We start from the raw sequence: 26,024 nt of genomic DNA on the forward strand, positions 1-26,024 counted from the left end.
TACAAATTATCGCTAATTTTAGTTCATCCTAATTTTAGCATAACATCATTTAAAAAGATGCATCTTAAAATTAGTTTACTTGGAGTAAGCAGTAAGACCTGGTATTTCTACCGGGTTTTGTTTTTTAATAAGAATAACGAGCAATTAACAATTTTTGACCATCTTTCCCCTTATCATTACGTAACTATTCAAGCGCTATTTAGTTCATTCATACCACGTAAGTACTCAGGATCAAATGATTAGAATTGGGAATGTTTTATAATTGGATATTATATTTTATTTAACTATATTAAAGTTAAACTTACAACCAAAGAAAGTGCCGCAAATGGTGCAATCCTAGTAAGGAAAATCGCGTTTGTTATATACTCAGTCCCCGATGGCTATTAAGTGGCTTAATAACGTTAAAAGAACCGGCATAACGTCCGACGTGCCCGAAGAGGAAGTGCAACAGATCATGATTGTGAATTCATTTTGTTTCATCATCGCGATCTTGTGTACCTTTTACGGGGTGGGTTTGGCATGGATATCGGGAGAGTGGATCATTTGCTGGTCGGCTTTAGTGTTTGTAGCCGGGTTCTTAAGTGCCTTGTTTTTCAATAAGTACCATCTCTATTCCGCCGCAAAATTCAGTTTACCATTTACCATTAGTACGCTTATTTTATACTACGGGCAAATGTTCGGCGAGGCTACGGAAGTGCATTTACTGTGCTTGTTTCTATCCGGTGTGCCTTTACTCATTTTCAATAAAAAAGAACAATTCCTCAAATGCATTTGCATTATGATGCCCATCGTGTGCTTGGTGTTGTTAGAGGTGAATCATCATTACGCGATTATTCCGCCATTACGGCTTACCAACGCCGTTACGAACTCGTTCCGTTGGCTGATTATGGGTGTGATATTTTTATTGAATTGTATTATCCTATCCTTCTATCAACAGAATATTAATAACCTTTTACAAGTACTCGGTATTCGCAACGATTCGTTGGTACGATCACATGAAGAAGTGGAACTGCAAAAATCACAATTACGCAGTATGAACAAAGAGTTGATCTTAACGAATATACACCTCGAAGCACAAGTAGAAGAACGTACAGAAGAGATTCGTAAGAGCAAGTTACTGTTAGAAGAAACATTAGAAAACCTACGCAATAGCTACGCAACTTTGCAGGCACAAGAAAATGAATTGAAACACCAAGTAATCGTACTACACGATACACGGAAGAACCTCGCTATTGCCAAGGATGAAGCCGATAAAGCTAACCATGCGAAGTCGAAGTTTTTACGGGAGATTAGTCATGAAATCCGCAACCCTTTAAATATCATCATCGGCTTTTCCGATATCCTTATTCACCAACAAAGCTCGCAACTATTGCCGGTAGATGCCCAGGAAATGATTCACCATATCGACTCTAGCGGGCGCGGTTTGTTGGAGATTATCAACAATGTATTAGAACTGGCGAAGATCGAAGCGGGTCGTAAAGACGATATTTTGAACGAGCCGTTTAACATCCGCGACTGGATGCATAACCTCGTGGCGGTAGCACAATCCAACGCTAAAACGAAAGATTTGCATGTGAACCTTATTTTGGATCACAAGCTGCCGGAAAGAATAGTGGCCGACCGGAAACACTTAACACAGGTAATTAACAACCTCGTAGGGAACGCTATTAAGTTTACTCCCAAGGGTAAAAACATAACGGTGCATTGCTCCGAGGTAGATGGCAATAGCTGGTGTATTCGCATTTCCGATGAAGGCATAGGTATTGCAGAAGATCGTTTGCCATTTATTTTCCAGCCGTTTGTACAGGCCGATAATACCGTGTCGCATAACTATGGAGGTACGGGTTTAGGCTTAACCATTTCTAAGCACTTAGTGGAATTAATGGGCGGTGCTATGGAGGTGACTAGTGAAATTGGTATTGGCACTTGTTTCACTATTGTATTACCGCTGGTAGAAGCTGCCATGGAAGAACCACGGACCGAACAACAGCCGAAAACATGGGAGAAAATGCCTGCGGGTAAACGGGTATTAGTGATGGAGGATAATTTGTTGAACCAAAAAGTAATGCACAAGTATTGCCAAGGTATGGGCTTAGATATCGAAGTGGCCGAAGATGGTGAAAAGGGCATAGAAAAGGCATTGAAGAACCCACCGGATTTAATTTTTATGGATATGCATATGCCGAACCTTTGTGGTACGGCAGCATTGCTGGCTTTACGAACCTATCCCAACTTGCAACATATACCTGTTGTAGCAATTTCTGCCGATGCTTTCTACGAACAACAACAGGAAGCATTGCGCGATGGGTTCAACGATTACCTCGTAAAACCTATCGAATACTCCCGTTTATACGATACTTTAAGCAAGTATTTAATCACCGCCAATCAAACGTCTGTGCAAGTTTCAAGTGAAGAATGAGTGTAGAACAATCACGGCCTCAACTTGTTATATTCTTTCTGCTTACCAAAATCTTGTAAAATTTTACGCGTATGCTTTTGAAAGATGATTTTATCATTCCTGCCCATGCCGGTAATTACATGAATGTGCAACACATTATTGTGAAAGGTGCCAATGAAGAAATTGGGTACGACCTTGCATTGTTGGCCAAACAGGAATTTAGCACGAAGCTGTACTCTTATGTAGATCCTATTTATGCCAATGGTCGTTGGAACTATTTTAAACGTGTATGGCCTGCACAAGCCGAAAGGATGGCAGGCGTAGCGAAGGCTTTCAACATCGATATTGCCAACACCTTGTACGATACATCCAGCCTTATTTTTGGTAAAGGTGGTGTGGGTTGCTCAGCCGTGGTAATTCCCCCATCTATGACGGCTTCCGGTAACCCGCTGGTAGCCCGTAACTTCGATTGGTATATGGCTACACCGTCGGAATTAGCAGGTGGTAAAAGTGTGAAAGGTGAATGGAAGTTTAATACCCGTAACCAAATCACGGAAATATATCCAACCGATGGTGGGTTTGCTACGATGCATATTAGTAGCAATGATTTACTCAATCCTTGGACGGATGGAATCAATGAGCACGGGTTGTATGTTACCGTGTTATTCGATCCAGGTGCACCGGCGCTGCTCACAAATATTAGTGGTGTACGCGATGCGGGTATTAGTATGCTGCAATTACCCAACTTCTTATTGAGTACTTGTAAAACCGTGAATCAATGTAAATCGGCTATCCTGCAACAGCATATTTACTTCGCCGAAGGCCAAGGTATACATTACTTAATTGTAGATGAAACAGGAGCGGCCACAGTATTCGAGGTAGATGCAGAAACGGGCCAATACTTCTTTACGGATGCGAAGAAAGATACACCGTTCGTGGTTACGAACCATCCCTTGCATAAACATCCCGATTTATATAGTTACCCACTTGTGTTTATGGACGAAGAGCACAACTCTTTCACCCGTGTATGTATGCTCGATGAAGAAATAGAGTACCACGAGGGCCTGTTTACATTGGAGAGCTTGCGCGTTGTGATAGATACAGTACTGTGCGCCTTTATAGATGGCGAGCGGGCCGGGGTAAAACGCCCTTTCCCAGAAAGAACTTTCTGGTCGATTTGTGCCGATTTGGGTGAACGCCAGTTACAAACCATGTTCTACCTGGGCGACGAAGGCACCATTTCCGGTACCAACCGTATCCGTACAAAGCGTCAACCCATTAATCTTAGTTTTTCTCAACTGCCTGCGATGAGCCGTAACGAATAAAATTTTATTTTTATACAGAGGATAGGTGCGTTGTGTGTAACCATCTTAAAATAAACACGATGATTCCCGATACATTAGCTCCTTTGTTTAAGCGTGACTTGGACAAGCTAAAAGCCGAAATAAATGCTTATTTCCATGAAAGTACTATTTGGCAAACCTTGCCGGGTACAACGAATAGCGCGGGTAATTTATGCCTGCATTTAATCGGTAATTTGAATCATTATATAGGGGCGGTACTGGGCAATACGGGTTATGTACGCCACCGCGAAAAGGAATTCGAGCAGAAAGATGTGCCTCGAAAAGACCTGTTACTAGCCATCGATTACACGTCGAATATTATAAAACAAGTATTAGAAAACCTCAGTGAGGCCGACTTAGAGCGGCAATATCCACTTAAAATGTTCGATGCCAACCACTCAACAGAGTATATATTAATTCACTTAGCTACGCATTTAAACTATCACTTGGGCCAGATTAACTACCATAGGCGCTTAGCGCATTACATACCGTAGACCAGGATGTTGATTTACTATGGAGCATCGTTGCGACGCATTTCTTTCACCGGGACTTTTACTATTGAACGGCGTGCCTTATCTTGCATACGTATGAGAAAATCGATTTTGCTGTTATCTTGCCTATTTACTGCTTGCCAAACCACTACTTTAACGGAAACGGCACAGACAGATTCTTTTATCGCATCAATAAATGATTCAGCAATAATTGATACATCACTTAATCTTTTACATACGGTAGATCCTAAAAAAATACAACAAGATTCTTCCTTAAGCGAAACCTATTCCTATGACGGGATTGCTTACGATACAACCGAGTTAGATATTATTATAACCCCCTTTCTCGAATTACCCCCTGAAATTGAGGGTGCGTCGGAGCTGTATGCTGAAGATTCTACCATGTTAGGTAGATCCGAATATTTGCTAGCAGGTAACTTGGAAGGCGTTATATTTATGCGTATTAATGGCCGGTTGGAGAGGCTGGTAGCAGTTAAACAAGAAGAATATGTAGAAGGCGCTCCCCGGTTGTTTAGAAATAACATGTATGAGTTGTTGATTGAAGACGATGAGTTGGTGCAACAAGTGGATTACGTCATCTACCGTTTTGTAAATGTTACCGTTAGCTCTAAAAGAAAGAAAATTACCACCCGCTTATATGGAGAAATAGGCTGTTAACCTCGCTATTTACATACCTAGGTGCCTTCCCGGTTCAAATAAGCTCAACCCTTATATCGCCTATAACCCAATACCATCCTACATATACAAACTGCGCATTTCCCCTGCGTATAAATAATTCAAAAAATATTTTCCCTTAGGATCGTCCTTCCATCGATTTGCATTGTATCTATTATAAAAGCATTTGATGGAAGCGCCGAAATTTGATGATGCCTATATACAACAACTATTTGCGAAACTAGCTGCTGGAACTATAACTGAACAAGAACAATCTGAACTCGACGAATACCTTGCTAACCACGAGGCACCCGGTTTATTGCCGAGTGTAGACGATTTATTAGCACAACAGGGCGAAACAGGTTGGGAACAGATGGCACCAGCAGACGCTAATAGGGTATATGAGCATATTTTGGCATCCCGCCCAACCGAAGCAGCCCAGGTTTCGACCGTAAGGCGTATGGCGGCGTACAAATGGTATTATACGGCCGCTGCCGTGGCTTTATTGCTTGTATTAGGCGGTGCTTACCTTTGGAAAACGCCCCGTGCTGAATATATGACGGTAGCCACCGGGTACGGCGAAATCAAGAAAATTACCTTGCCGGATGGTAGCTCCGTTACCCTGAATGCAAATGCTACTTTACGATTTGCCAGCAACATGCAAAGCCTGTCATCCCGCGAAGCATGGATCACAGGGGAAGGTTATTTCAACGTAGCACAATCTGCGCAAAAATCATTCGTAGTACATGCGAAAGCCTTAACAGTAGAGGTATTAGGTACTACTTTCAACGTTAAAGCACAAAATCTACATACCAGTGTAGTACTGAATAGCGGGAAAGTAAAAGTGGCGAGCAAAAGGGAATCCACCATTTTACAACCCGGCGAAATGGTACTATACGACCATGCTGCCCTACAATTTAAACACCAAGCAGCCGACACCACAACACTTACCAGTTGGAAAAACAACCAGCTCATATTTAAGGATACACCATTACGCGAAGTTGCCGCTATTATGCAACAACAATTCGGCGTAGCGGTGAGATTCGACCATACACAATTAGCACAAACTACATTCACAGGAACCTTGCCGGCTACCGAGTTAGAAGTGGCAATGACCATCCTTGAACAATCACTAGACATTCAGATCGATCAAACTAATAAACAGGTGCTCGTTATCAAGGCCAAGTAACGATTGCCAACATTAAAACTGTCACTCAGATCTAAAACATCGCCACTATGCACAAAATGCTACGCATTCCGCAGCTAGTATGTTTCACTGCGTGCTTGTTTGCAGTTCAGCCAACAATGCAAGCGCAAAATATGCTCGCCCGCAACGACGTTGCACGGCAGAAAGACGTTTATCCTTTAGAGGATGCATTACTTCGATTGGAAAAAATTCACAAAGTAAAATTCAGTTACAACAGCGAGATTTTGCGTGGTAAAAATGTTCCTGCGCAACGTTTAAAGCAATTAGAACAGTATAATTTGGCCGATGCTTTACCGGCTATCTTGCAGCCGCTAGGCCTTGCCGGGGAAGCCATTACATCGAATTATTATGTTATTAAAGCGAGCCGTGTGGCTGCTATCGAGCAAACACAAACTTTCACTGTGAAAGGTAAAGTAGTAGATGCCACTACAAATGAGCCTTTGCCAGGTGTTACGGTAAGCGTAAAAGGTAAATCAAAAGGTACGGCTACAGATGCAGCCGGTAACTATACATTAAATGGTATATCAAATATTGATGTACTGATGTACTCGATCATTGGTTACGAACAGTTTCAACAGGCTGTTGGCGAATCGCGTACAATAAATGTGAAATTGAACCAAGCCAGCGCAGCACTCGGGGAAGTGGTGGTAACGGCACTTGGTATTCAAAAAGAAAAGAAATCACTCGGTTACGCCGTGCAAGAAGTGAAAGGCGAAAGCATGACACAAGCGCGTGAAGCCAACTTGGTGAACTCGTTAACCGGTCGTGTTGCAGGTTTAACCATCTCCAACTCAACCGATCTTTTCCGTGATCCAGGAATTTCATTACGTGGACAAACGCCCTTGATCGTAATCGACGGTATTCCTGATCCATCTGCCGATTTCTGGAAAGTGAATCCCGATGATGTTGAAAGCTTGAGCGTATTGAAAGGTCCCACTGCTTCCGCGTTATACGGTTCTATTGGTAAAAATGGAGCGATTATGATTACTACGAAACGTGGTAAGGGTACGGATATGAGCGTAGAGTTCAATTCGTCGACCATGTTTCAACCTAGCTTTATTAGGATTCCCGATGTACAATCAACCTACGGTAACGGTTACAAAGGCAAATATGCTTATACCGACGGTTCCGGTGGTGGTACAGAAGGTTCCGGCTGGATTTGGGGACCCAAACTCGATCAAAGAGATCCATCTACTGCCAGCGGTTATTGGGAAACTCCCCAGTATAACAGCCCTGTTGATCCCGTTACTGGTGTACGTTCCGCTACGCCGTTCTTATCGCGCGGGAAAAACAACGTAGAGAATTTCTTCCAAACAGGATTGATTTCAACCAACAACATCAGCGTTACAAAAGGTAGTGATAAAGGTAGTTTCAGAGCATCTGCTTCACATATCTACCAAAAAGGTGTAGTGCCTAATTCACAACTCAATAACTCTTCTTTCAGCGTTGCCGGTAACTACAACTTAACGAGCAAACTGAAAGCAGATGCCCGTATTACCTATAACAGGCAGTACACCGATAACTATCCAGAAAACGGCTATGGCCCCATGAACTACTTGTATAACCTAGTATTATGGACAGGCCCGGATGTAGATATCCGCGACTTAAAAGATTACTGGGTAAAAGGTAAAGAAGGTATCCAACAAAAACACTACAATAACTCTTGGTACAATAACCCGTACTTCCAAGCATACGAATTAAAACAAGGATACTACAAGGATAATACCTTCGGTTCCCTAACGCTCGACTACAAAATAAACGGCGATTTCAACGTGAAATTCCGTAACGGTATCAACGCCTACGGTTTGAATGAAAACTTGAAAGAGCCGGTTAGTTATATCCGTTACAGCGATAAATCGCGCGGTAACTATACTACCTCAACTACTAACTACTTCGATATCTTAAGCGAATTGATGGTACAGTATAACCACACTTTCAGCAAAAACTTTAGCGTGAATGCGCAAGTAGGGAGTTCTAATTTCTACCGTAATAGGAAGTACCAAACAGCCATTACCGATGGTTTAACCATTCCGGGTATTTATAATTTGAGTAACTCTGCTAAACCTGTAACGGCGCGTAACATCATCCAAGAAGATCGTACGTTCAGCTACTATGGTTTCGTTGACTTCGAATTCTACAAGGCGTTTTACGTAACCGTAACCGGTAGAACAGATAAGATTTCCTCTTTGCCAACACAAAACAATACTTTCTTCTACCCATCGGTATCGGGTTCGGTAGTAGTATCGGAATTGGTAAAATTGCCAGGATGGACTTCTTACTTGAAAGCACGTGCTTCGGTATCGAGCGTGTCGAGTGGAACCATTTTCAACTCTAGCGCTTATCCATACGATTTCTTAGCTACTTACGACCAAGGTGTTAACTGGGATGGAACACCATCATTAACCTACAGTGGCAACTTGAAGAACCCGGATGTAAAGCCACAGACAACAAATTCTTACGAAGTAGGTCTTGAATGGAAAGGCTTTAAAAACCGTGTAGGATTTGATGTTACTTACTTCAATGCACGCGACTTTAACAACATCATCAACTTACCGGTATCTGTTACCAGTGGTTACGAATCGCGTAAATTGAATGGGAATGAATATAGACGTAAAGGCTTCGAGATTGTATTAACGGGTACACCTATTCGTAATAAGAATTTTGAGTGGAACGTGTTAACCAACTGGTCGCACATGCGTAATACATTGTCGAAAATTTACGGTAATGCTAGCAAATTGGGTTACTTAAAAGTAGGCGACAACGTGAAGAATATCTACGATAACGTATACCAACGCGATCCGCAAGGCAATATTATCTATAGAGATAACGGTTTCCCATTAGCAGATAACTATGCTAGGTATATTGGTCATAGCGACCCTGATTGGGTATACGGTGTTGAAAACAACTTCCGTTACAAGAACTTCAGCATGAGAGTATTGGTAGATGGTAGAATTGGAGGCTTAATGTACTCTAGTACGAACCAGAAAATGTGGTGGGGTGGTACCCATCCGGGTACGGTGAACCAATTCCGTGATGATGCGAATGCCGGTAAAGCTACATATGTAGGTAAAGGCGTGGTTGTGGTATCGGGTAGTGTTGAATATGATAACGAAGGCAACATCGTAAGCGATACCCGCAAATTCGCACCTAACACGCAAGCGGTGAACTATATCGACTATATGATCAACACTAGTAATGCAGCAGAAACCAACTACAACTACTATTCGAATACTTTCTTGAAACTTCGCGAGGTTACATTCACGTACAACTTGCCAAGCAAGCTCGTTCATAGAACCTTCTTGCGTGCTGCTTCTGTTTCATTAGTAGGTAGAAACTTGCTGTTGTTATCGAAACTTCCAAACGTTGATCCAGATCCAGGTTACGATGCGTTACAAACACCATCAATGCGTAGCTATGGTTTTAACATCGACTTAAAATTCTAAACAAGAAACCACATGAAGCAAAATAAACTATTGTTGGGTTTGATGGCAATGGCGCTTAGTATGAGTGCTTGTAAGAAATTTGAAGCCTTCCAAACAGATCCGAATAAACCTACGCAAGCAGCTCCCAACTTGTTGTTAACAAGTATCGAAGCAAATGCTTTCAATGAAGTAAGCTTAAGTGCTACGTTGGCTTCTCGCCAAATGGCTTATACCGATGGCGTTAACGATAACCAATATTACGGTTGGCAACGTTCTGGCTTTGGTAACTACGGCAACCTTCGCCAAGTAAACCGCATGGAACTGGAAGCAAACCGTATGAACAAACCTTCTTACGTAGCCATCGCAAAGTTCTTCCGTGTATATTACATCATGCGTTTAACCATGGTGTTTGGTGATGTACCTTACAGTGAAGCATTGCAAGCTACAGAAGGTAACTATACACCGAAATACGATGCACAAGAAGATATTTTCATCCGCGCATTAGACGAATTGAAAGAAGCGAATGCTGCTTTAACTGCCGCTTCTGAAGCGGTAGAAGGAGATATCTTGTACGCCGGTAAAATTACCCAGTGGAAAAAGTTGATCAACTCGTACTCGTTACGCATTTTGATGACTTTATCAAACAAAACGAACAACACGAAACTAAATGTAAAACAACGATTCGCTGAAATCGTGAACAATCCTGCACAATACCCCATCTTCGACGTATTGGCAGACCAAGCACAATTGAAGTTCGTTGACAAAGTTGGTAACCGCTACCCGTTCTATAACGATAACAGTATCCAAACAGCGTATTACATGGACGAGTCGTTTGTGAATATGTTGAAAACCTTGAAAGATCCACGCTTATTCAGCTTCGCTGCGAAAGCACCAAAGTTTGATGCCTTGCCTGCCACAGATTTTAATGCCTACGGTGGCTTACAAGGAAGTGCTTCTATTAACTTGAACAGCGACCGTGCTGCTAAAGGGGAAGCGTCTAAAATAAACCGTCGTTTCTACGCTGATCCTGCTAATGAGCCGGGTATTGCTATTGGCTATGCCGAATTGCAGTTTATCTTGGCAGAAGCAGTGGTACGTGGTTGGATTACAGGTAGTGCCGATGCTTATTACAAGAAAGGTATCACCGCTTCCTTCCAATTCTACAATATTAACACCGATGCGGCTGATACCTACAAAGCGCAAGCAGCTGTTCAACTAACAGCAGGTACCGAAATCAAATCGATCATTACCCAGAAATACATCGCTTCGTTTATGCACTTAGGTTGGAATAGCTTCTATGAACAACGTAGAACAGGCTTCCCAACTTTCGAAGTGGTAGGCGATGGTGTGTTGAATAACAAAAAAATCCCTGTTCGCTGGATGTACCCTGAGAATGAAGGTATTTACAATGCCGATCATTTGAAAGAGGCCATCAACCGCCAGTTTACAACCGGTGGCGATAATGTGAACGGTGTAATGTGGTTATTGAAAGCAGAATAATAGCAAAACAAACCGGTGCGGAACGTTCCCCGTGCCGGTTTTCTAATTTTTGGTTATGAAGAAGATTATTTTATGCCTGGCGAGCTGTGTTTGCCTATTGTCGGCCCAAGCGCAACAAACGCGCAAGGCCGTATTTATTATTGTCGACGGGATACCGGCCGACGTAATTGAAAAACAACCCACGCCCAACTTGGATAAAATTGCCGGTAAAAACGGTTATATGCGCGCTTACGTGGGCGGCGAAAGAGGTGGTTATTCACAAACACCCACCATTTCGGCGGTAGGTTATAACAGCTTACTTACCGGTACTTGGGTGAATAAACACAATGTATGGGATAACGATATCAAAGCACAGAACTACAATTATTGGAGCATCTTCCGCTATTTCAAAGCGCAATATCCTACCAAACAAACTGCCATTTTCTCCACTTGGCTCGATAACCGTACTAAGCTGGTGGGCGATAACTTGGCACAAACCAACTTCCTAAAAATCGACCACCACGTTGATGGCTTGGAGTTAGATACAGCCAGGTTCCCGCATGATAAACAAAGCTGGTATATACATCGTATTGACTCTACTGTAGTAAAAGCAGCGAGTGAATACTTGGCTGAAAAAGCACCCGATTTAACATGGGTGTATTTAGAATATAGTGATGATATGGGGCATCGCCACGGTGATAGTCAACAAATGTACGGCGCTGTTAAAATGGTCGACGAACAAGTAGGTGCTATATGGAATGCTATTCAATCCCGCGCAGCAAAAAATAAAGAAGACTGGATGATTGTGATAACAACGGATCATGGTCGTGATAGCGTATCGGGTCATCACCATGGCGGGCAATCGAACCGCGAGCGTGGTACTTGGATTGTTACGAACCAGCAACAACTCAACGCTTATGCCAAGCATAATACCCCGGGTATCGTGGATATTATGCCAAGCATCGCCGAGTTCATGAAAATTAAAATACCGGCTGAAAACCTTCGTGAAGTGGATGGTATTTCCTTGTTGGGTAAAGTTTCGGTAGCGAAACCTACTGCAGCATTGAATAACGAACAATTGGATATTACTTGGGATGCGATCGACAAAACAGGTGATGTGAAGATTTACGTGAGTACGACGAATAACTTTAAAGAAGGTGGAAAAGACACCTATAAATTGATGAAGACTGTACAGGCTGCTACGCAGAAGGCAACAGTGGATGTGAAGGACATGAAAAGCGGTTATTACAAAATCGTTTTAGAAGGTAAATACAACACGGTGAACCGTTGGGTAATCGTTAAATAATATCTCAATATTTGATATGCAAAGGATCTTGAACATTGTTCAAGGTCCTTATGCTGTTTTATAAAATAAACGTTATGAAGAATTTTACATTGGTAGTTAGTGTACTCTGCATGATGGGGTGCCGTATGTCGAAACCCGCCACCAGTAATGATCAAACTTGGAGGGCTACAGCGCCTGCTTGGGGTGCTTTATGGCAACAAAAGGCAGGGGAATACAAAGCGCTGTGTTACCAAGCTTTCAATTTAGCCCAGCTTCGCTTAGATCAAATCTTACAACAACCTCACGCCAAACCTTTGGCCATCGTAACAGATATCGACGAAACCATCCTAGATAACAGTCCATATATTGTACACGACGCATTCCGTAATAGCCTATATACCGATAGTGCCTGGATGGAATGGACAAACAAAGTAGCGTGCGATACGGTACCGGGTGCCCTAGCCTTCTTACAATACGCAAAGTCGAAAGGCGTAGAAGTATTCTACATCACCAACCGTTTGGAAGCCGAGCGCAGCGCTACATTGAAAGAGTTAGTTCGCTATAACTTCCCGAACGCGGAGAGTAAGAACCTACAAATGAAAACCACCGCTAGTGGAAAGGAGCCTCGCCGCGAGCATGTAGCGAATACCCACGACATAGTACTTTTGTTAGGCGATAACTTGAGTGATTTTGATCGATTGTTTGATAAACAAACTATTGATAAACGCAATGCCGACGTAATTGCCAACCGTGCCAAGTTTGGTGAACGCTTTATAGTATTACCTAATGCGATGTATGGCGATTGGGAAGGAGGATTAATTCGTTTTCAATATTCACTTTCTCTAAAACAGCAAGACAGTATTTTTAAAGCGTCGTTACGTAACTATTAAATGTTGTAACGCTTATGAATTGGCTATGGTGGCTAGTTTAAAGTACTTGCATAGTTGGATATTAATGTATATTTTGAATCATCGTGTGGTTGAAGTTGGTATAAATTTAATATAGGCTTTACATTCAGTTAAAAGTGGTTTCTCAAATTTGTGATACCGGATTATGAACCAAGATGTTTACAACTGCATAGCACAAGTTAAAGAGGGAAGCACTACTGCTTTCTATCAACTCTTTAACACTTGGAAAGATCCATTATTTGGATACGCCTTGAAACTTTGTCGCACCCGCGACATGGCTGAGGAAGCCGTGCAAGAAGTTTTTATGCGTATTTGGATGCACCGTGAGAAATTAGATCCATCGCAAAATATACAAGCTTATCTCTATACCGCTATTCGAAACAGCGTTTTCAATTCTTTGAAAAAGGCAGCGATCGAGCGGAGATTGAAGAGCGGTGTGAGTTATCATCAATCTGATACCGACAATACCACCGAAGAGAAAATCTCCGCCGCCGATCTTCACCGGGCGAAAGACCAAGCCATCAGCCAATTGCCGCCACAACGTAAACTTATCTTCCAGTTAAGCCGCATGGAAGGCTTGTCGCAACAACAAATTGCCCTTAAGTTGGGGATCTCTACCAACACAGTGAAAGACCAAATAGTAAAAGCTAACCGCTTTCTTCGCACCCAATTGAAATATTAACATATACACGCTCCCTGCTATACGATGCCCCTTAACCGCTAAATGTTCGTTAAAATACCCCTTCTGCTACCATTAAAAAATTCCCGCTGTTTATCTTTGGCCGCATAATTTATTGTCGGTATGAGATTTTTAGGACGTTTACTATTGCTTGTAGTTTGCTTTTCACCTTTGTTATCACAGGCGCAGGATTCATCTAAAACCGCTGTGAAAGAGGTTTGGGATAATTACATCGCGCGTTTAAGCAAAGGCGTTGGCTCGGTAAACTATAATGCCAGCATCAAGGAAAAGGCACCTAATCCAAGATTGCCCTTTCTTGTTATTACAGGCGTTACCTTAAAGTCGAATGATGGTCGTAATTTGCCGGATGCCGACGAGTTGAATTATTTGTATGTAATGAGCGATACGGTGTTTGGTACTATTAAGAAACATACCAAGATGAGTGCTTATGTAGGGTCGCTCGCTTATAATAAAGAGCGGTACGACTATTTCTATGTTAGCGATACCTTGTTTTTAAAAGATCGTTTAGAAGAAACTTACCACAATAATTACAAGTATTACAAATCGCACATTAAAGTGAAGCGTGACGAGGAATGGAATGGTTATTTTACTTTTTTATACCCAAGCGCAGAAGTACTTGAATTCAAACAAAACCACGAAATTATTACCAAGCTGCTCCAAGCAGGTGATAACCTAGATAAACCGCGATCAGTTAACCACTTCTTTAGTTTCAAAGAGATAACCGATCGCGAGTATTTTGAGAAGGTAATTGAAGCCCAACAATTTAAAATCGTCACTAAAATGTTCAACCGCGATGACTTGGAATATCCTTTCAGGCTCTGTGTTTCGCGGGAAGATAGGGTAGATGAAGACACCATGAATGGCATTACCGTGCAACTGCGTAAGCTGGCCACACGCAATGGTGGGCGGTACGACTTCTGGCAAACCCAAGTAACGAAATAGCCCTTACGCTTGCTGTTTCGCTAAATCTTGCTTGAACATGTGCGCGAGCATATCGTATAACTGCGGGTGTTTTTTCTCCAATTCCGCAGGCTTTTCAAAGAAATATTCAGATACAACCGCGAGAAATTCACCGGTATTCATAGCACCGTACGGGTTAATATCGGAGCGGCCTTTTTCGATTTTTGTAATCTCTTGGCGAATTAAATTCAGCCAAGGAAGGCTATAGCTGTGCTCTAATAAGTTATTAGGAACGCCATCGACTACGCCATCGGATTTATCGAGCAGGTGCACGAATTCGTGGATGGCGGTGTTTTGCTTATCGGCGTATGCCGAGAAACCTTGTCGTAAGGCGGATTGTGAGAGAATCATTTGCCCGTTCATATTGCCACTTCCTACCATGCCGAGAATACGTTTATCGTCGCCTTCAAATTGGTATTTCTCGTCGAAGCTGGCGGGGTAAATGATAACGTTCGTGAGGTTGAAGTACTTCCAATCGTCGAACCCGAAAATTGGGATAATGGCGCTTGCAGCAACCAGTGCGCGGTCGAGGTTTTCAATTTCTATGCCAACACCTTCGATATGTACTTGTTCTAGGAAATGTACAGCGCGGGCATAGAATCGTTCTTTTCCATTATCGTCTAGTAATTGATAGAAACGTACATTTTGTTGCAATAAATCCTTTAAGTCGGCCGGAACGGCTAATTTAGCTTTCTCCTTTTTCTTCTTTTTCGATGCTAATACAATAACTAGGATTAGCGTAATACTAATAGATAGCCAAATCATTTTTTCAATAGTTTATCGTTGATAATCTTTTCCATCACACTTTCTTTCAAACTACGAGCAATCGGAGCTTGGGCATGTTGCAAGTGAATAACATTGCCTTCGATGCTGTTGATTTTTTGGGTGTTGATGATATATGATTTATGTGTTTGTATAAAATACTTAGGTAAAGCTTCCATAGCGGATTTGAGAGTACTTAGTACCAAGTGTTTCGCTTGCGCGGTGTAAATGGTGATATAGTTTTCAGTTGCTTCAATCATTTCCACATCTTGCCAGGCGATTTTCAGGAGCTTGTCATTACTTTTTACAAACACAAAATCTGCTTGTGGTTGATGTTTTAGGTTGAATAATTCGAGTGCACGGTTCGCTGCTTTTAAGAAACGATCGAAAGGAATAGGTTTCAATAAATAATCTACCGCTTCCAACTCGAACCCTTTAAGGGCGTATTGTTCGAAGGCAGTAGTGAAAATCACCATCGGCGGATTTTGTAGTTGTTGTAGCAATTCCACCCCGGTTACATATGGCATTTGGATATCCAGGAAAATGAGATCTACCGTTTGTTCGCGCAGCATATTGTTGAGAGAAACGGCGTTATCGCACATACCTACGAGTTGCAAGAAATCTATTTGCGACACGTAACCGGCTAGGCCTTTTCGAGCCATGGGTTCGTCGTCGGTAATCACACATTTTAATTGCATAGTAATATTTTAACAGCTACACTAAATACATTGTTTTCGCGGTGTATATCAAGCGTATGTTGTTGCGGGTATTGCAACGTTAAACTACGTTTCAAACTTTCCAATCCTATGCCACCTGCACTTTGTGGCTGTTGTGTTCCTGGCACCGCGTTTTGCACAATGAAGTGTAGGTAGCCATCTTGTAAGGTAGCATTTATATCAATCCAATAATCGCCTCCACAATATTTGAACGCGTTTTCAACGAGTGGTAGTAATAATAGGGGGAAGATTTTTTGTTCGTTTAATTGCGGATCGAAGGCAATGCGCAAATCTAGATGTTCGTTCATCCGTTCTTTTTGCAGTTGGATGTACGATTGCAAGTAATGGATTTCTTGGGCAATACTTACTTTCTGCTGTTGGTCGTATAATTGGTACCGTAATAATTCTGATAGTTTTTCCACCGTGTGCTTTGCTTTTGGTACGCTTTCATCCATTTGGAAGTAAATAGTATTTAGCGCATTGAACAGGAAATGTGGGTGGTATTGGGCTTTTAAGAAACGTAGTTCCGATTGTAACTGGTTTTTGGCTAGCTGTTCGATGTGTATTTGTTGTTCGTAGCTTTTTTGTACAAGCGCGTTGCCCCTTATGTAGCCATAATAAATGAGATTGAAGAGCAAGGGGAGGAGATAGATATTCACAACATCGTACCATTGTAAACCATCGTCGGTAAGGGCACATAGCGGGATCATAGTAACGCTGATCAATAATTCTAAAATCAGCGCCAATAGCAAGAATTCTTTTGCCGGTGGCATGGCGTTATTGTTTTCAATCCGTTGTTGTTGGTATCGAAAGAAGCGGTGAATAACGCACATGGTTAAATACCCCATCAGAATGGAACCCACAATTTCTATGACGTTCACGTGCCAAGGACGAAGCAAGATATTGGTATCGGAAATCACATCATTTACAAGGCGTAAGCTGGTGTAAATGACAAGCCCGAAAACTGCTGGGAATATATATTTCCTCCATTTGCTCATATGCATGAAAGTACTGAATTTAATGAATTTAATTGACCTGGCTGGTAGCTGGTTGGGGTTTTTCGATCGGTGGAAGTGGGGTGATGGCGGATTTGGGTTTCATCCCAAACAAGAACCGCATCACGTTGAATGGTCGTATAAACACATGGTAAGCAATCATGCAAAACAAGAATGTTGATATAACAAGGAATAAGTACTTCATATCAATTGTATCATTCGTTTGTACCACGTAAAAAGCAAATACAACTATCACTGTTTGATGTAGAATATAGAATGGGTAAATAGCTTGGTTTAAATAGGGAAGAAGGCGGTGTTGTTTATTGAAGTATCTTTTACCGTAGCCCACTAAAGCAAATACCCAGAGCCAAGAATTTAGAGGCATACGCGCGAGGTATAGGTATGTTAGCGGGTGGGATTTCCAATTTTCGCCACCCCACAAGGTATCAATTTCAATATCATTCCATCTAAACACATTAATCGTCACTATCATAAGGAAAGCAAAGGCTAAGCTGGTACGACGATTTCGCTCGAGGCTGTCCATAAGAGCGGGTTGAAGTACAAATAAAAACCCTGCCAGTAAGAACAACATCCAATACACGAAGAAACATGGATCGTGGATAAGATCGTTCGTATCGGGGTATTGTAGAATAAGTGCCGAGAACCAAATGGCGCTTGGAGCAATGAACCAATATACTCTTTTGCCTTTGGCGAAATATCCCAATTTCTCTACAAACTTAGCGGCCTTGGGAGAGGTAGCCCAGGCAAAGAATGGAGCTAGGAGAATATCGTAAACTAATAAATACGCAATAAACCATAAGTGGTGCCAGCTAAAATTGCCTTTAGGATAGGGTTGGAAATCGAACGTATTGGGGTACCAGCTCCAGAAACTGCCTTGGTAGCCATGTTGTACACGTTCGAAATATATCTGTGGTGGTACTATAATAAACATGCCCACTAATAAGGGAATAAACAATCTTCTAAATCGCAATCCCACGAAGCCGGCAGCCGATTTTCTTTTCACCATATACCAAGAAATAGTACCAGAAATAAAGAACAATAAATGCATCCTAAAACGACTCAACCAAAATGCAAACTCAGATAATAGCCCACTTTGGGTAGCATTGTTTACATGCCAAGGATCATCTTCCATGAATGGCCGTGCACAGTGAAAAAATAAAACGCCTGCTATGGCGAAGATACGGAGCCAGTCGAGGTAGGTCTGGCGAGAAGTAGATAGTGGTTGCATGTGAGTAATTTTCAACAAACCTACAATACGGCTTCTGGCTCTATAATATAGATTGACGTTCTGCACACAATAACTGACCAAATGCAAAAGGTGCTGCAAAGATTTACATGTTCCAACATTTCACCCCAGCAAGAACGGATTGATAGCGCGTTACTTGATATAAAATAACCAAGAAAGTAATACCCAATTAACCTTGAAATGGATCATGTAAAATTAGGTAGTTAAGAATGCATAAGCAGCAAGGTGTTTTTAGGTGAAAAGCACTTTTGGAGGCAGTATAAATAGATTTATCTTACAGTAAATCAATGTTTTAACTATTTCTTTATATAAAGTCTATAGAATTAGTAGGAAATAAGAAAAGTTTGCCTATCTTTACTTTACGAAACAAAATATCAGTAGCAACAACAACAATGTTTAACAACCATTAAATTTTTACCAATGTCTATCTATCACCGTTACGCCGATGTTTTACCGAATTTCTTTCCAGAGAATTTTGCAAAACCAATTGTAGGTCGCCAACTAATTACGCCATTGCGTGCAGGTGCGGAGTTCCCGCTGTTTACAATTACGCCATCACAAATTATTCAGTCTGGTGAAGTTATTCATCCGAATGTACATACGCCGTTGTTGAAGTTTATAACGCGTCCATTAGTGATTGCGTTTTATTCAGCACAGTTATCATTGTACGGACAATCTTACCTCGATAAATTACAACAATTATATGCCGATGTTCGCGTAATGGGAGGTTCCTTTTTGCTAGTTGTAGCAGAGGATGCTGACACATTTGAAGCATGGCAAGGCAAATACGATCTTCCTTTCGATATTATACATGATGTAGATTTTGCGATTTCAAAATCGGCCGGATTATATGCAGGATCGGATCCTTTATGGGGACGCGTATCTGGTGTTGATGCAGATGTTTTTGCACCAGCAGTTTATGTGGTGTCGCCTTCCGGGAAGATTGTATATGAATTTGTTGATACGAATTTGACCAAGAATTTGGATACACGCGATTTATTAACCGCTGTATACCAAGCCGGCACGAAAGCCGTTGCTTAGGGAGTTACTAAGCCAGATCTAGCTTACATAATATAGAGACCTTTAACCGGTTGCACAGGCTCCGGGATGTTGGGGGCATGCATTGCCTCCAACAAATTTATTTCTATATTCCTCGAAATACTATCCAGCGCAATCCCTGTTTGAGTTTCTTCGAATGGGTTCATAATACTTAAACCGTTCAATTGCGTTACATGGAAAACAAACCCAAATGCCCAACCAAATAGGATCGACCATGCACCGATGGTTTCTGTCATCATTAATGTATTCATAATTACATAGAACCAGATGAAAATGGATGTGAAGAACGAGTAACTGGGTGGAAACACCGTCGTTTTTATACGTTCAGATTTACCCATGGCATCTGTGAGCTTAACAAGTAACTCGTCGATCGCTCGAAAGCGAAATTGATCGATGGAGCCTTCTTTTTCCAATTGTTGAAGGTCGCGGGATTGGAGTTGTAAGATGGCGTTTGCTACGTTTGAACTGTCTTGTACTTCTGCAAGTTCGCGGGCGTTGAGGTAGCGAACATAGTAATCGTCGTTAGACGACCGTAAACGTGCTTTTAAGGCATAAATAAAGGCGAGATGGCGTTGTACCATTCTCCTGGCAATTTGTTGTGAATTGAAGTCGCCTTCGGTGTATTGTAATACGCTCCGTGCAAAAGAGCGGGAATCGTTCACTAAAGCCCCCCAAATTGTTCTGGCTTCCCACCAACGATCGTATGCTTGGTTATTATTAAAACCCACGAAGAAGGCAATTGCCGTACCTAGCACACCTGAAATACTGCCAGGGATAGAAATGTGCGATTTCATGTAGTACACGTCAATATAATAAGCAGCAGTGCAACAAAGCAAAATCCATAAATCTACCTTCCAAGTAAGCCTAAAAATTTGTGTAATCGAAAGCCGGTGGCGTAATAGCATAGTGTTTGCGTGGTTTTAATTAACAACAGGTAAACAGGGGAAATGTTAAAAAGAAACGTGCCAGAACCTATCAAAAAATAACATTTCTTCTCGAAATCAAAATAAATTAATAATTTTTCCACCGAAGAGTAGCATTTCAACAGTGAACTGAAAGCACAAATCAAAATTTACATGGCCAAGGTGTTGCATTCCGACCAATACTTATGGACGTTGATGAAAAGTGATGATGAGCGCGCATTTAGAGAAATTTATAACCGCCATTGGAAAAGTATTTACACGCAAGCGCTCATTAAAACAGGCATCGAAGAGGATGCGTGTGATATAACGCAAGAAATATTCTTGTATTTGTGGAAAAACCGCCAACAAATTGAGATGCAAGTTGCCTTGTCCACGTATTTACACGCCGCATTACGTCATAAGATCATCGATTACTACCGCACTTCCACGGTGAAACGTCGTTATATAGAACAATTGTTCTTACATAACGATCAAACCGACGTGCCCCAAACTGCCGATGCCCTCAATATGAAGGAGTTAACCCAACTAATAGATACCGAAATCCAGCAAATGCCCACCCGTATGCGGGAGATTTTCTTGATGAGTAGGGACGAGGAACTCCCCTCTGCCCAGATTGCAGCCAAACTCCAATTATCCGATCAAACCGTAAGAAACCAGATCAGTAGCGCAATTCAACGTATCCGCAAATGTATTGCGCAGCATGCAGGTATACTTTTGTAAAGAAATTCTAAAATTTTTTGAAAGCGGCTTAGTACAAACTAAATAGTTATGCGACTATTAATAAGGGTAGTATTTACACTATAAAAGAACAAACCAGCAGACTGTGAATTCAACACGATTACAATCGCTATTAGCAAAGTACGGCAGGAATGAATGTAGCAACGATGAGATGGAAGAGTTATCGGCTTGGTATGCGCAATTGAATGCTTTTGGTGAAGCACCACCCATGATGCATACCGACGAGGAAAACGCTATACAGGAGAAGATTTGGCGCAACATAACCCAACAGGCCGGCATTTCCACGCAATCGCGGGGCATCCGTCTTATTTGGAAGCGGGTGGCTGGTATTGCCGCTTCGGCAGCTATATTATTTGCCGCTTGGGGAGTTTACCAATATACCACTTCCGGTTCATCTTTAACCACCGCGGAGAAGGATGCTAGTTCTGCGATGGAAGCAGCTTTGGGTTCTACTTCCACCTTTTACCTCAGCGATGGTACCCAAGTGAAGCTGAATGCAGGTAGCAAACTTATATGCGCCAAACATTTTAATAGTCAAAACCGCGAGGTTTTCATTGAAGGAGAAGCATTTTTCGACGTAGCGAAGAACAGTAATAAACCGTTCATCATCCATGCTCATAAAATGGATATCCGCGTACTAGGCACCACGCTTAATGTAAAATCCTACGCCGCCGATAAAACATCGGAAGCGGCCCTGGTAACGGGTAGCGTAGAAGTTATCGTGCAAGCGGAAAAGCAACACCGCGTGTTACTATTGCCAAAGCAAAAGATTGTACTGTTGAATGAATCGAAATCGGTTGATTTTCAACTGCTACCGGTTAAATACCAATCTGCTTTGCAAGACAGCGGGTTTGTGGTTGGGAATCTAGTACAGAACGAACTGGATAGCTCTTTCGTAGAAACCTCCTGGAAGGATGATAAATGGGAATTTGATGACGAGCCACTCAGCGATATAGCCAATAAGTTAGCAAGACGATATAATGTAACCATTCAAATTGAAGACGCATCATTAGCAAACAAGCGCATGACTGCCAGCTTTGAAAACGAAGATTTAGCCACTGTTTTAGAAGCCTTACGTCAAACGCAGTCTCATCCATTTCAATATACAATCAACAACGGTACCGTCATGATTACCAAATAGTTTGCCTATGTAACGAACGAAAAAATGACCACGTACAAATCAAAAAGGGAAATGCAGCGAACACTTCCCTTGGCGATTTAGCAATATAAGACAGGTGCCAGTTGGAGCTGTTGTTCCTGTCTCCATTTTATAGACTAAAATCAATCTAAAAGTATGAAAAAAATCAGACTTGGGGGGCATCTATTGCCTGGTCCACTTCTAAAAGTCTTTCTCATTATGAAGCTTGCTTTCCTCGTTATCTTGGTCACATGTATGCATGTGTCGGCGGCTGTTTTCGGGCAACTGAACAGTATCAGCCTAAAAGCCAATGATGTACATTTATCGAAAGTCTTAAAACTCATTGAACGTAAAATTTCCTACCGTTTTGTTTACAGCTCAGAAAATATTCCCGTTAATAAAAAAATTTCGATCAATGTAACAGGTGCAACACTCGATGAAGTAATGGCTAGCCTATTAGCTGATACCGATTTGAGTTATAAAATGTTATCGAAAAACCTTGTTGTTATTGCGCCTCGCCATAATGCTGTGCAAAATATTCATGTACGTGGCCGCGTTACGGACTCTACAGGTATAGGTTTGCCAGGTGTTACTGTAAAAGTGAGCAATACAAACCATGGTACAATTACTAATCCCAATGGTGATTTTGAGTTAGATGCTCCTGGCGATGCTAGCCTAGAATTTAACTACCTGGGTTATCTTCCCCAAACTGTTGCTATCAATAACCGGAATGAAATCACTGTTAAACTCGTAGCCGATCAAAAAGGCTTAAATGAAGTGGTAGTAGTAGGTTTCGGTGCACAGAAGAAAGTTAACTTAACCGGTGCTGTAGCCACGGTTACACCCGGGGTATTGAATAACCGTCCTGTTGCTTCGGTACAAGATGCATTACAAGGTATTACACCCGGTTTAACAGTATTAGCACGTCCTGGAGATGTTGGTTCATCAGAATCTAATTCAACCATGACTATCCGTGGCCGCTCCAACCTCGGTAGTTCTGGTCCTATGATTGTGATTGACGGTATTCCAGTTTCGGGCCGTGAATTTGCTGCTTTACAACCGAATGATATTGAATCGATGTCGGTATTGAAAGATGCTGCTTCTGCTGCGATATATGGTTCACGCGCGGCGAACGGTGTTATTTTAGTAACAACAAAGAAAGGAAAAGAAGGCAAAACTTCAATTGATTTAAACGCCAGCTATGGTGTGCAATCTCCAACAAGGAGATTCGAATACTTAGGATCTGCCGATTACGCTACACTTTATAACGAAGCTTTAACGAACGCCAACCGCGCGAAACGTTATACGGATGAAGAAATCCAAAAATTCAAAAACGGCAGTCAACCTGATTTATACCCCAACACCGACTGGTACAAAGAAGCGCTCGCGAAGAATCCTGCCATGAAAGACGTAGACCTCGCCATTTCGGGTGGTTCGAAAACCAACCAATATTATTTAGGCTTGGGATACTTAGGGCAAGAATCCCTTGTTCCTAATAAATACATGAACCGTTACACGATGCGTTTAAATGCTTCTACGCAAGTATTGAAAATTTTAAACGTTGGTACGAATGTAAGTATCGTTCGTCAAGATCGCGATACAGAAGGTGGCGAATTGAACTGGGTTGCTTTAAATCGTTTGGTGCCATCGATGGTAGGCGTACATTCCGACGGTACCTGGGGTACCATCAATGCCGGTAAAGCCGATGCTACCTTGGCTAAAGATAACGTGTTGCGTAATATGGCAGAAGGTGGTCGTGGATACGCTCGCGATAACGTTTTCCAAGCTGGTTTAACAGGTGTTTTAAAACCTATGAAAGGGTTAACGATTAACGGGCAAGGTTCGTTGAAATATAACAACAACATGAACTGGTCGTTTACGAATGAATTGCCTGCTTTGGTGAATTTCATGACGAAAGAAACAATGCCTTCAACAATCGTAACTCCGAACGAGATGATCGAGCGTTGGAATAAGCGTACAGAAACTTTGTTGCAAGCTTACGCGGAATATGAAAAACGTATTCGCAAACACAACTTTAAAGTAATGGTGGGTTCTTCGCAAGAAAGAAGCACATACCGTTATGTAGGTGTTGGTAGAAGAAATTTCCCGAATAACAGTGCTACTATTATCGATTTAGGTGACAGTGAAAGCACCAGCACGGAATACGATGCATTCTACGATGCGAATGTGCCTTTAAATCGTTCTTATGAAACCTATTGGGCCATGTTGTCTTACTTCGGTAGGATCAACTATTCATTCGCAGATAAATACTTGTTTGAAGTTAACTACCGTACCGATTACTCTTCTTACTTCGCAGAACAATACCGCTCTGCTAACTTCCCATCTTTCTCTGTGGGCTGGCGTATTTCTGAAGAACCTTTCATGAAAGACATCAAAAATATCGATAACCTCAAATTGCGTTTATCTGTTGGTAACCTCGGTAACCAAAACAACGTACCAGAAGGTAACTACCGTGATTTGATTGCTTACGGAACTGTATACAGCTTCAATAACACCGCCGTTGCCGGTGCTTACCAAATGAACGGTGCCAATATGAAAGCTACTTGGGAAACCGTGAATATCAAAAACGTTGGTATCGACGGTACTTTCTTTAAAGGATTGCTTGATGTTACAGCAGATTATTTCATCAAAACAACGAAGGATATCTTATTACCAACACGCGTAGGCGATACGTATGGTTTGAAGCCACCCACCGTTAACTCGGGTCGTGTTGAAAACCGTGGTATAGAAATTATGTTGTCACACAACAATAGAATAGGCAAGGATTTCAGCTACAATGTTTCCGTTAATTTCTCTAAAATAAAGAATAAAATCCTCGACCTCGGTGACGTAACAGAACGTTATAATGATCGTTGGATTGAAAGAGTAGGCCAGCCAATCGGTTCCTTCTTCGGTTACGAGGCTATTGGTTTATTTACTACAGATGAAGAAGTAGCGAAAAGTGCTACCCAATCCTCTAGCACGAAAGCGGGTGATATTAAATACAAAGATCAAGATGATAATGGCATTATCGATGGTAACGACCGTGTAATTATCGGTAACGATGTGCCTTGGTGTAACTATGGTTTCAGTATTGGCGCTAACTACAAAGGCTTCGATATTGGAATGGCAGCTTACGGCGTAACAGGGGTAAAAACTTACTTGGATAATGAAGCATCGTTCTCGTTCTTCAACGGTGCCGGCGTAAAACCTTTGCATTTGGAAAGATGGACGAAAGAGAATCCGAACCCGAATGCGAAATATCCACGATTATTACTCAGTGCCGACGGTAAGCAAAACTATAACAGCTATAATTCTTTCTGGTTGTTTGATGCTTCGTACTTACGTATACGTACAATTACAGCAGGATATACTGTGCCGGCTAAATACAGCCAGAAAGTGGGGATGAGCTTTGCGCGTGTATATGTTGCGGCCAATAATCCTTTCACGTTTATGTTTGATGACCGCTTAACAGATTACGATCCTGAAATTCCTTCTGGTCGTGGTGGTTATCCTGGTATTAAAACTTGGAGTGTTGGTGTGAATGTGAAATTTTAA

20 protein-coding genes are annotated in these 26,024 nt (G+C 41.8%); 15 read left to right on the forward strand and 5 right to left on the reverse strand.

The features are described from left to right. Positions 1-376 precede the first annotated feature (376 nt). The 11 genes from LX64_RS14270 to LX64_RS14320 all read left to right on the forward strand — a co-directional run bounded on the left by LX64_RS14270 (position 377) and on the right by LX64_RS14320 (position 14,850). Positions 377-2,419 (forward strand): ATP-binding response regulator, encoded by a 2,043-nt coding sequence (locus tag LX64_RS14270; protein WP_111598348.1) that lies wholly within the window; start codon positions 377-379, stop codon positions 2,417-2,419. 71 nt (positions 2,420-2,490) lie between these two features. After that, the gene (locus tag LX64_RS14275) at positions 2,491-3,723 is read left to right on the forward strand and encodes a C45 family autoproteolytic acyltransferase/hydolase (RefSeq protein ID WP_111598349.1); all 1,233 of its coding nucleotides are present in this window, start codon (positions 2,491-2,493) and stop codon (positions 3,721-3,723) included. A 59-nt stretch (positions 3,724-3,782) separates the two neighbouring features. Next, entirely contained in the window at positions 3,783-4,235 is a 453-nt protein-coding gene (locus tag LX64_RS14280; RefSeq protein WP_111598350.1) for a DinB family protein, read from the forward strand. A 93-nt stretch (positions 4,236-4,328) separates the two neighbouring features. Next, the gene (locus tag LX64_RS14285) at positions 4,329-4,910 is read left to right on the forward strand and encodes a hypothetical protein (RefSeq protein WP_111598351.1); all 582 of its coding nucleotides are present in this window, start codon (positions 4,329-4,331) and stop codon (positions 4,908-4,910) included. A gap of 187 nt (positions 4,911-5,097) precedes the next feature. Next, complete coding sequence (locus LX64_RS14290; protein ID WP_111598352.1) at positions 5,098-6,096, forward strand: FecR family protein; 999 nt, start codon at positions 5,098-5,100, stop codon at positions 6,094-6,096. A 47-nt stretch (positions 6,097-6,143) separates the two neighbouring features. Then, complete coding sequence (locus tag LX64_RS14295) at positions 6,144-9,557, forward strand: SusC/RagA family TonB-linked outer membrane protein (protein ID WP_111598353.1); 3,414 nt, start codon at positions 6,144-6,146, stop codon at positions 9,555-9,557. Between the two features lie 12 nt (positions 9,558-9,569). Then, on the forward strand, positions 9,570-11,036 hold the full coding sequence (locus LX64_RS14300; protein ID WP_111598354.1) for a SusD/RagB family nutrient-binding outer membrane lipoprotein: 1,467 nt from the start codon (positions 9,570-9,572) through the stop codon (positions 11,034-11,036). A 55-nt stretch (positions 11,037-11,091) separates the two neighbouring features. Continuing rightward, positions 11,092-12,321: an alkaline phosphatase family protein gene (locus LX64_RS14305; RefSeq protein WP_111598355.1), complete on the forward strand. Its 1,230-nt coding sequence runs from the start codon at positions 11,092-11,094 to the stop codon at positions 12,319-12,321. Positions 12,322-12,395: 74 nt separating this feature from the next. After that, a complete protein-coding gene (locus tag LX64_RS14310) occupies positions 12,396-13,190 on the forward strand; it encodes a 5'-nucleotidase, lipoprotein e(P4) family (RefSeq protein WP_245952676.1) in 795 nt (264 codons plus the stop codon). 163 nt (positions 13,191-13,353) lie between these two features. Then, positions 13,354-13,890, forward strand: coding sequence for an RNA polymerase sigma-70 factor (locus tag LX64_RS14315; RefSeq protein WP_111598357.1), 537 nt, complete (start codon positions 13,354-13,356; stop codon positions 13,888-13,890). Between the two features lie 120 nt (positions 13,891-14,010). After that, positions 14,011-14,850, forward strand: a complete 840-nt coding sequence (locus tag LX64_RS14320; protein ID WP_111598358.1) for a DUF695 domain-containing protein — start codon at positions 14,011-14,013, stop codon at positions 14,848-14,850. A gap of 3 nt (positions 14,851-14,853) precedes the next feature. Here LX64_RS14320 and LX64_RS14325 read toward each other — a convergent pair whose 3' ends face one another. From LX64_RS14325 to LX64_RS14340, 4 genes are read right to left on the reverse strand one after another with little or no spacing between them, the layout of a single operon-like run. Next, positions 14,854-15,633 carry a M90 family metallopeptidase gene (locus tag LX64_RS14325; protein ID WP_111598359.1) on the reverse strand — a complete coding sequence of 260 codons (780 nt, stop codon included), beginning with the start codon at positions 15,631-15,633 and terminating at the stop codon, positions 14,854-14,856. Continuing rightward, entirely contained in the window at positions 15,630-16,328 is a 699-nt protein-coding gene (locus LX64_RS14330) for a LytR/AlgR family response regulator transcription factor (protein ID WP_111598360.1), read from the reverse strand. The genes LX64_RS14325 and LX64_RS14330 overlap by 4 nt, the downstream gene beginning before the upstream one ends. Then, positions 16,319-17,350, reverse strand: a complete 1,032-nt coding sequence (locus LX64_RS14335) for a sensor histidine kinase (RefSeq protein ID WP_111598361.1) — start codon at positions 17,348-17,350, stop codon at positions 16,319-16,321. Before LX64_RS14335 ends, LX64_RS14330 begins: the two co-directional genes overlap by 10 nt. A 22-nt stretch (positions 17,351-17,372) precedes the next feature. After that, positions 17,373-18,590 carry an acyltransferase family protein gene (locus tag LX64_RS14340; RefSeq protein ID WP_111598362.1) on the reverse strand — a complete coding sequence of 406 codons (1,218 nt, stop codon included), beginning with the start codon at positions 18,588-18,590 and terminating at the stop codon, positions 17,373-17,375. Between the two features lie 438 nt (positions 18,591-19,028). On the opposite strand from LX64_RS14340, the gene LX64_RS14345 reads away from it, so the two are divergent. Beyond that, positions 19,029-19,649 (forward strand): redoxin domain-containing protein, encoded by a 621-nt coding sequence (locus tag LX64_RS14345; protein WP_111598363.1) that lies wholly within the window; start codon positions 19,029-19,031, stop codon positions 19,647-19,649. A 23-nt stretch (positions 19,650-19,672) separates the two neighbouring features. Here LX64_RS14345 and LX64_RS14350 read toward each other — a convergent pair whose 3' ends face one another. Then, on the reverse strand, positions 19,673-20,572 hold the full coding sequence (locus LX64_RS14350; protein ID WP_111598364.1) for a bestrophin family protein: 900 nt from the start codon (positions 20,570-20,572) through the stop codon (positions 19,673-19,675). Between the two features lie 171 nt (positions 20,573-20,743). Between LX64_RS14350 and LX64_RS14355 the strand changes: the two genes are divergently transcribed. The 3 genes from LX64_RS14355 (at position 20,744) to LX64_RS14365 (ending at position 26,024) form a co-directional block, all read left to right on the forward strand. After that, complete coding sequence (locus LX64_RS14355; RefSeq protein ID WP_111598365.1) at positions 20,744-21,310, forward strand: RNA polymerase sigma factor; 567 nt, start codon at positions 20,744-20,746, stop codon at positions 21,308-21,310. A 103-nt stretch (positions 21,311-21,413) separates the two neighbouring features. Further along, a complete protein-coding gene (locus LX64_RS14360) occupies positions 21,414-22,469 on the forward strand; it encodes a FecR family protein (RefSeq protein WP_111598366.1) in 1,056 nt (351 codons plus the stop codon). A 216-nt stretch (positions 22,470-22,685) separates the two neighbouring features. Beyond that, positions 22,686-26,024 carry a TonB-dependent receptor gene (locus LX64_RS14365; RefSeq protein WP_158538626.1) on the forward strand — a complete coding sequence of 1,113 codons (3,339 nt, stop codon included), beginning with the start codon at positions 22,686-22,688 and terminating at the stop codon, positions 26,022-26,024.

The sequence above is a fragment of the Chitinophaga skermanii genome, from assembly GCF_003259335.1.
GTDB classification, from domain to species: domain Bacteria; phylum Bacteroidota; class Bacteroidia; order Chitinophagales; family Chitinophagaceae; genus Chitinophaga; species Chitinophaga skermanii.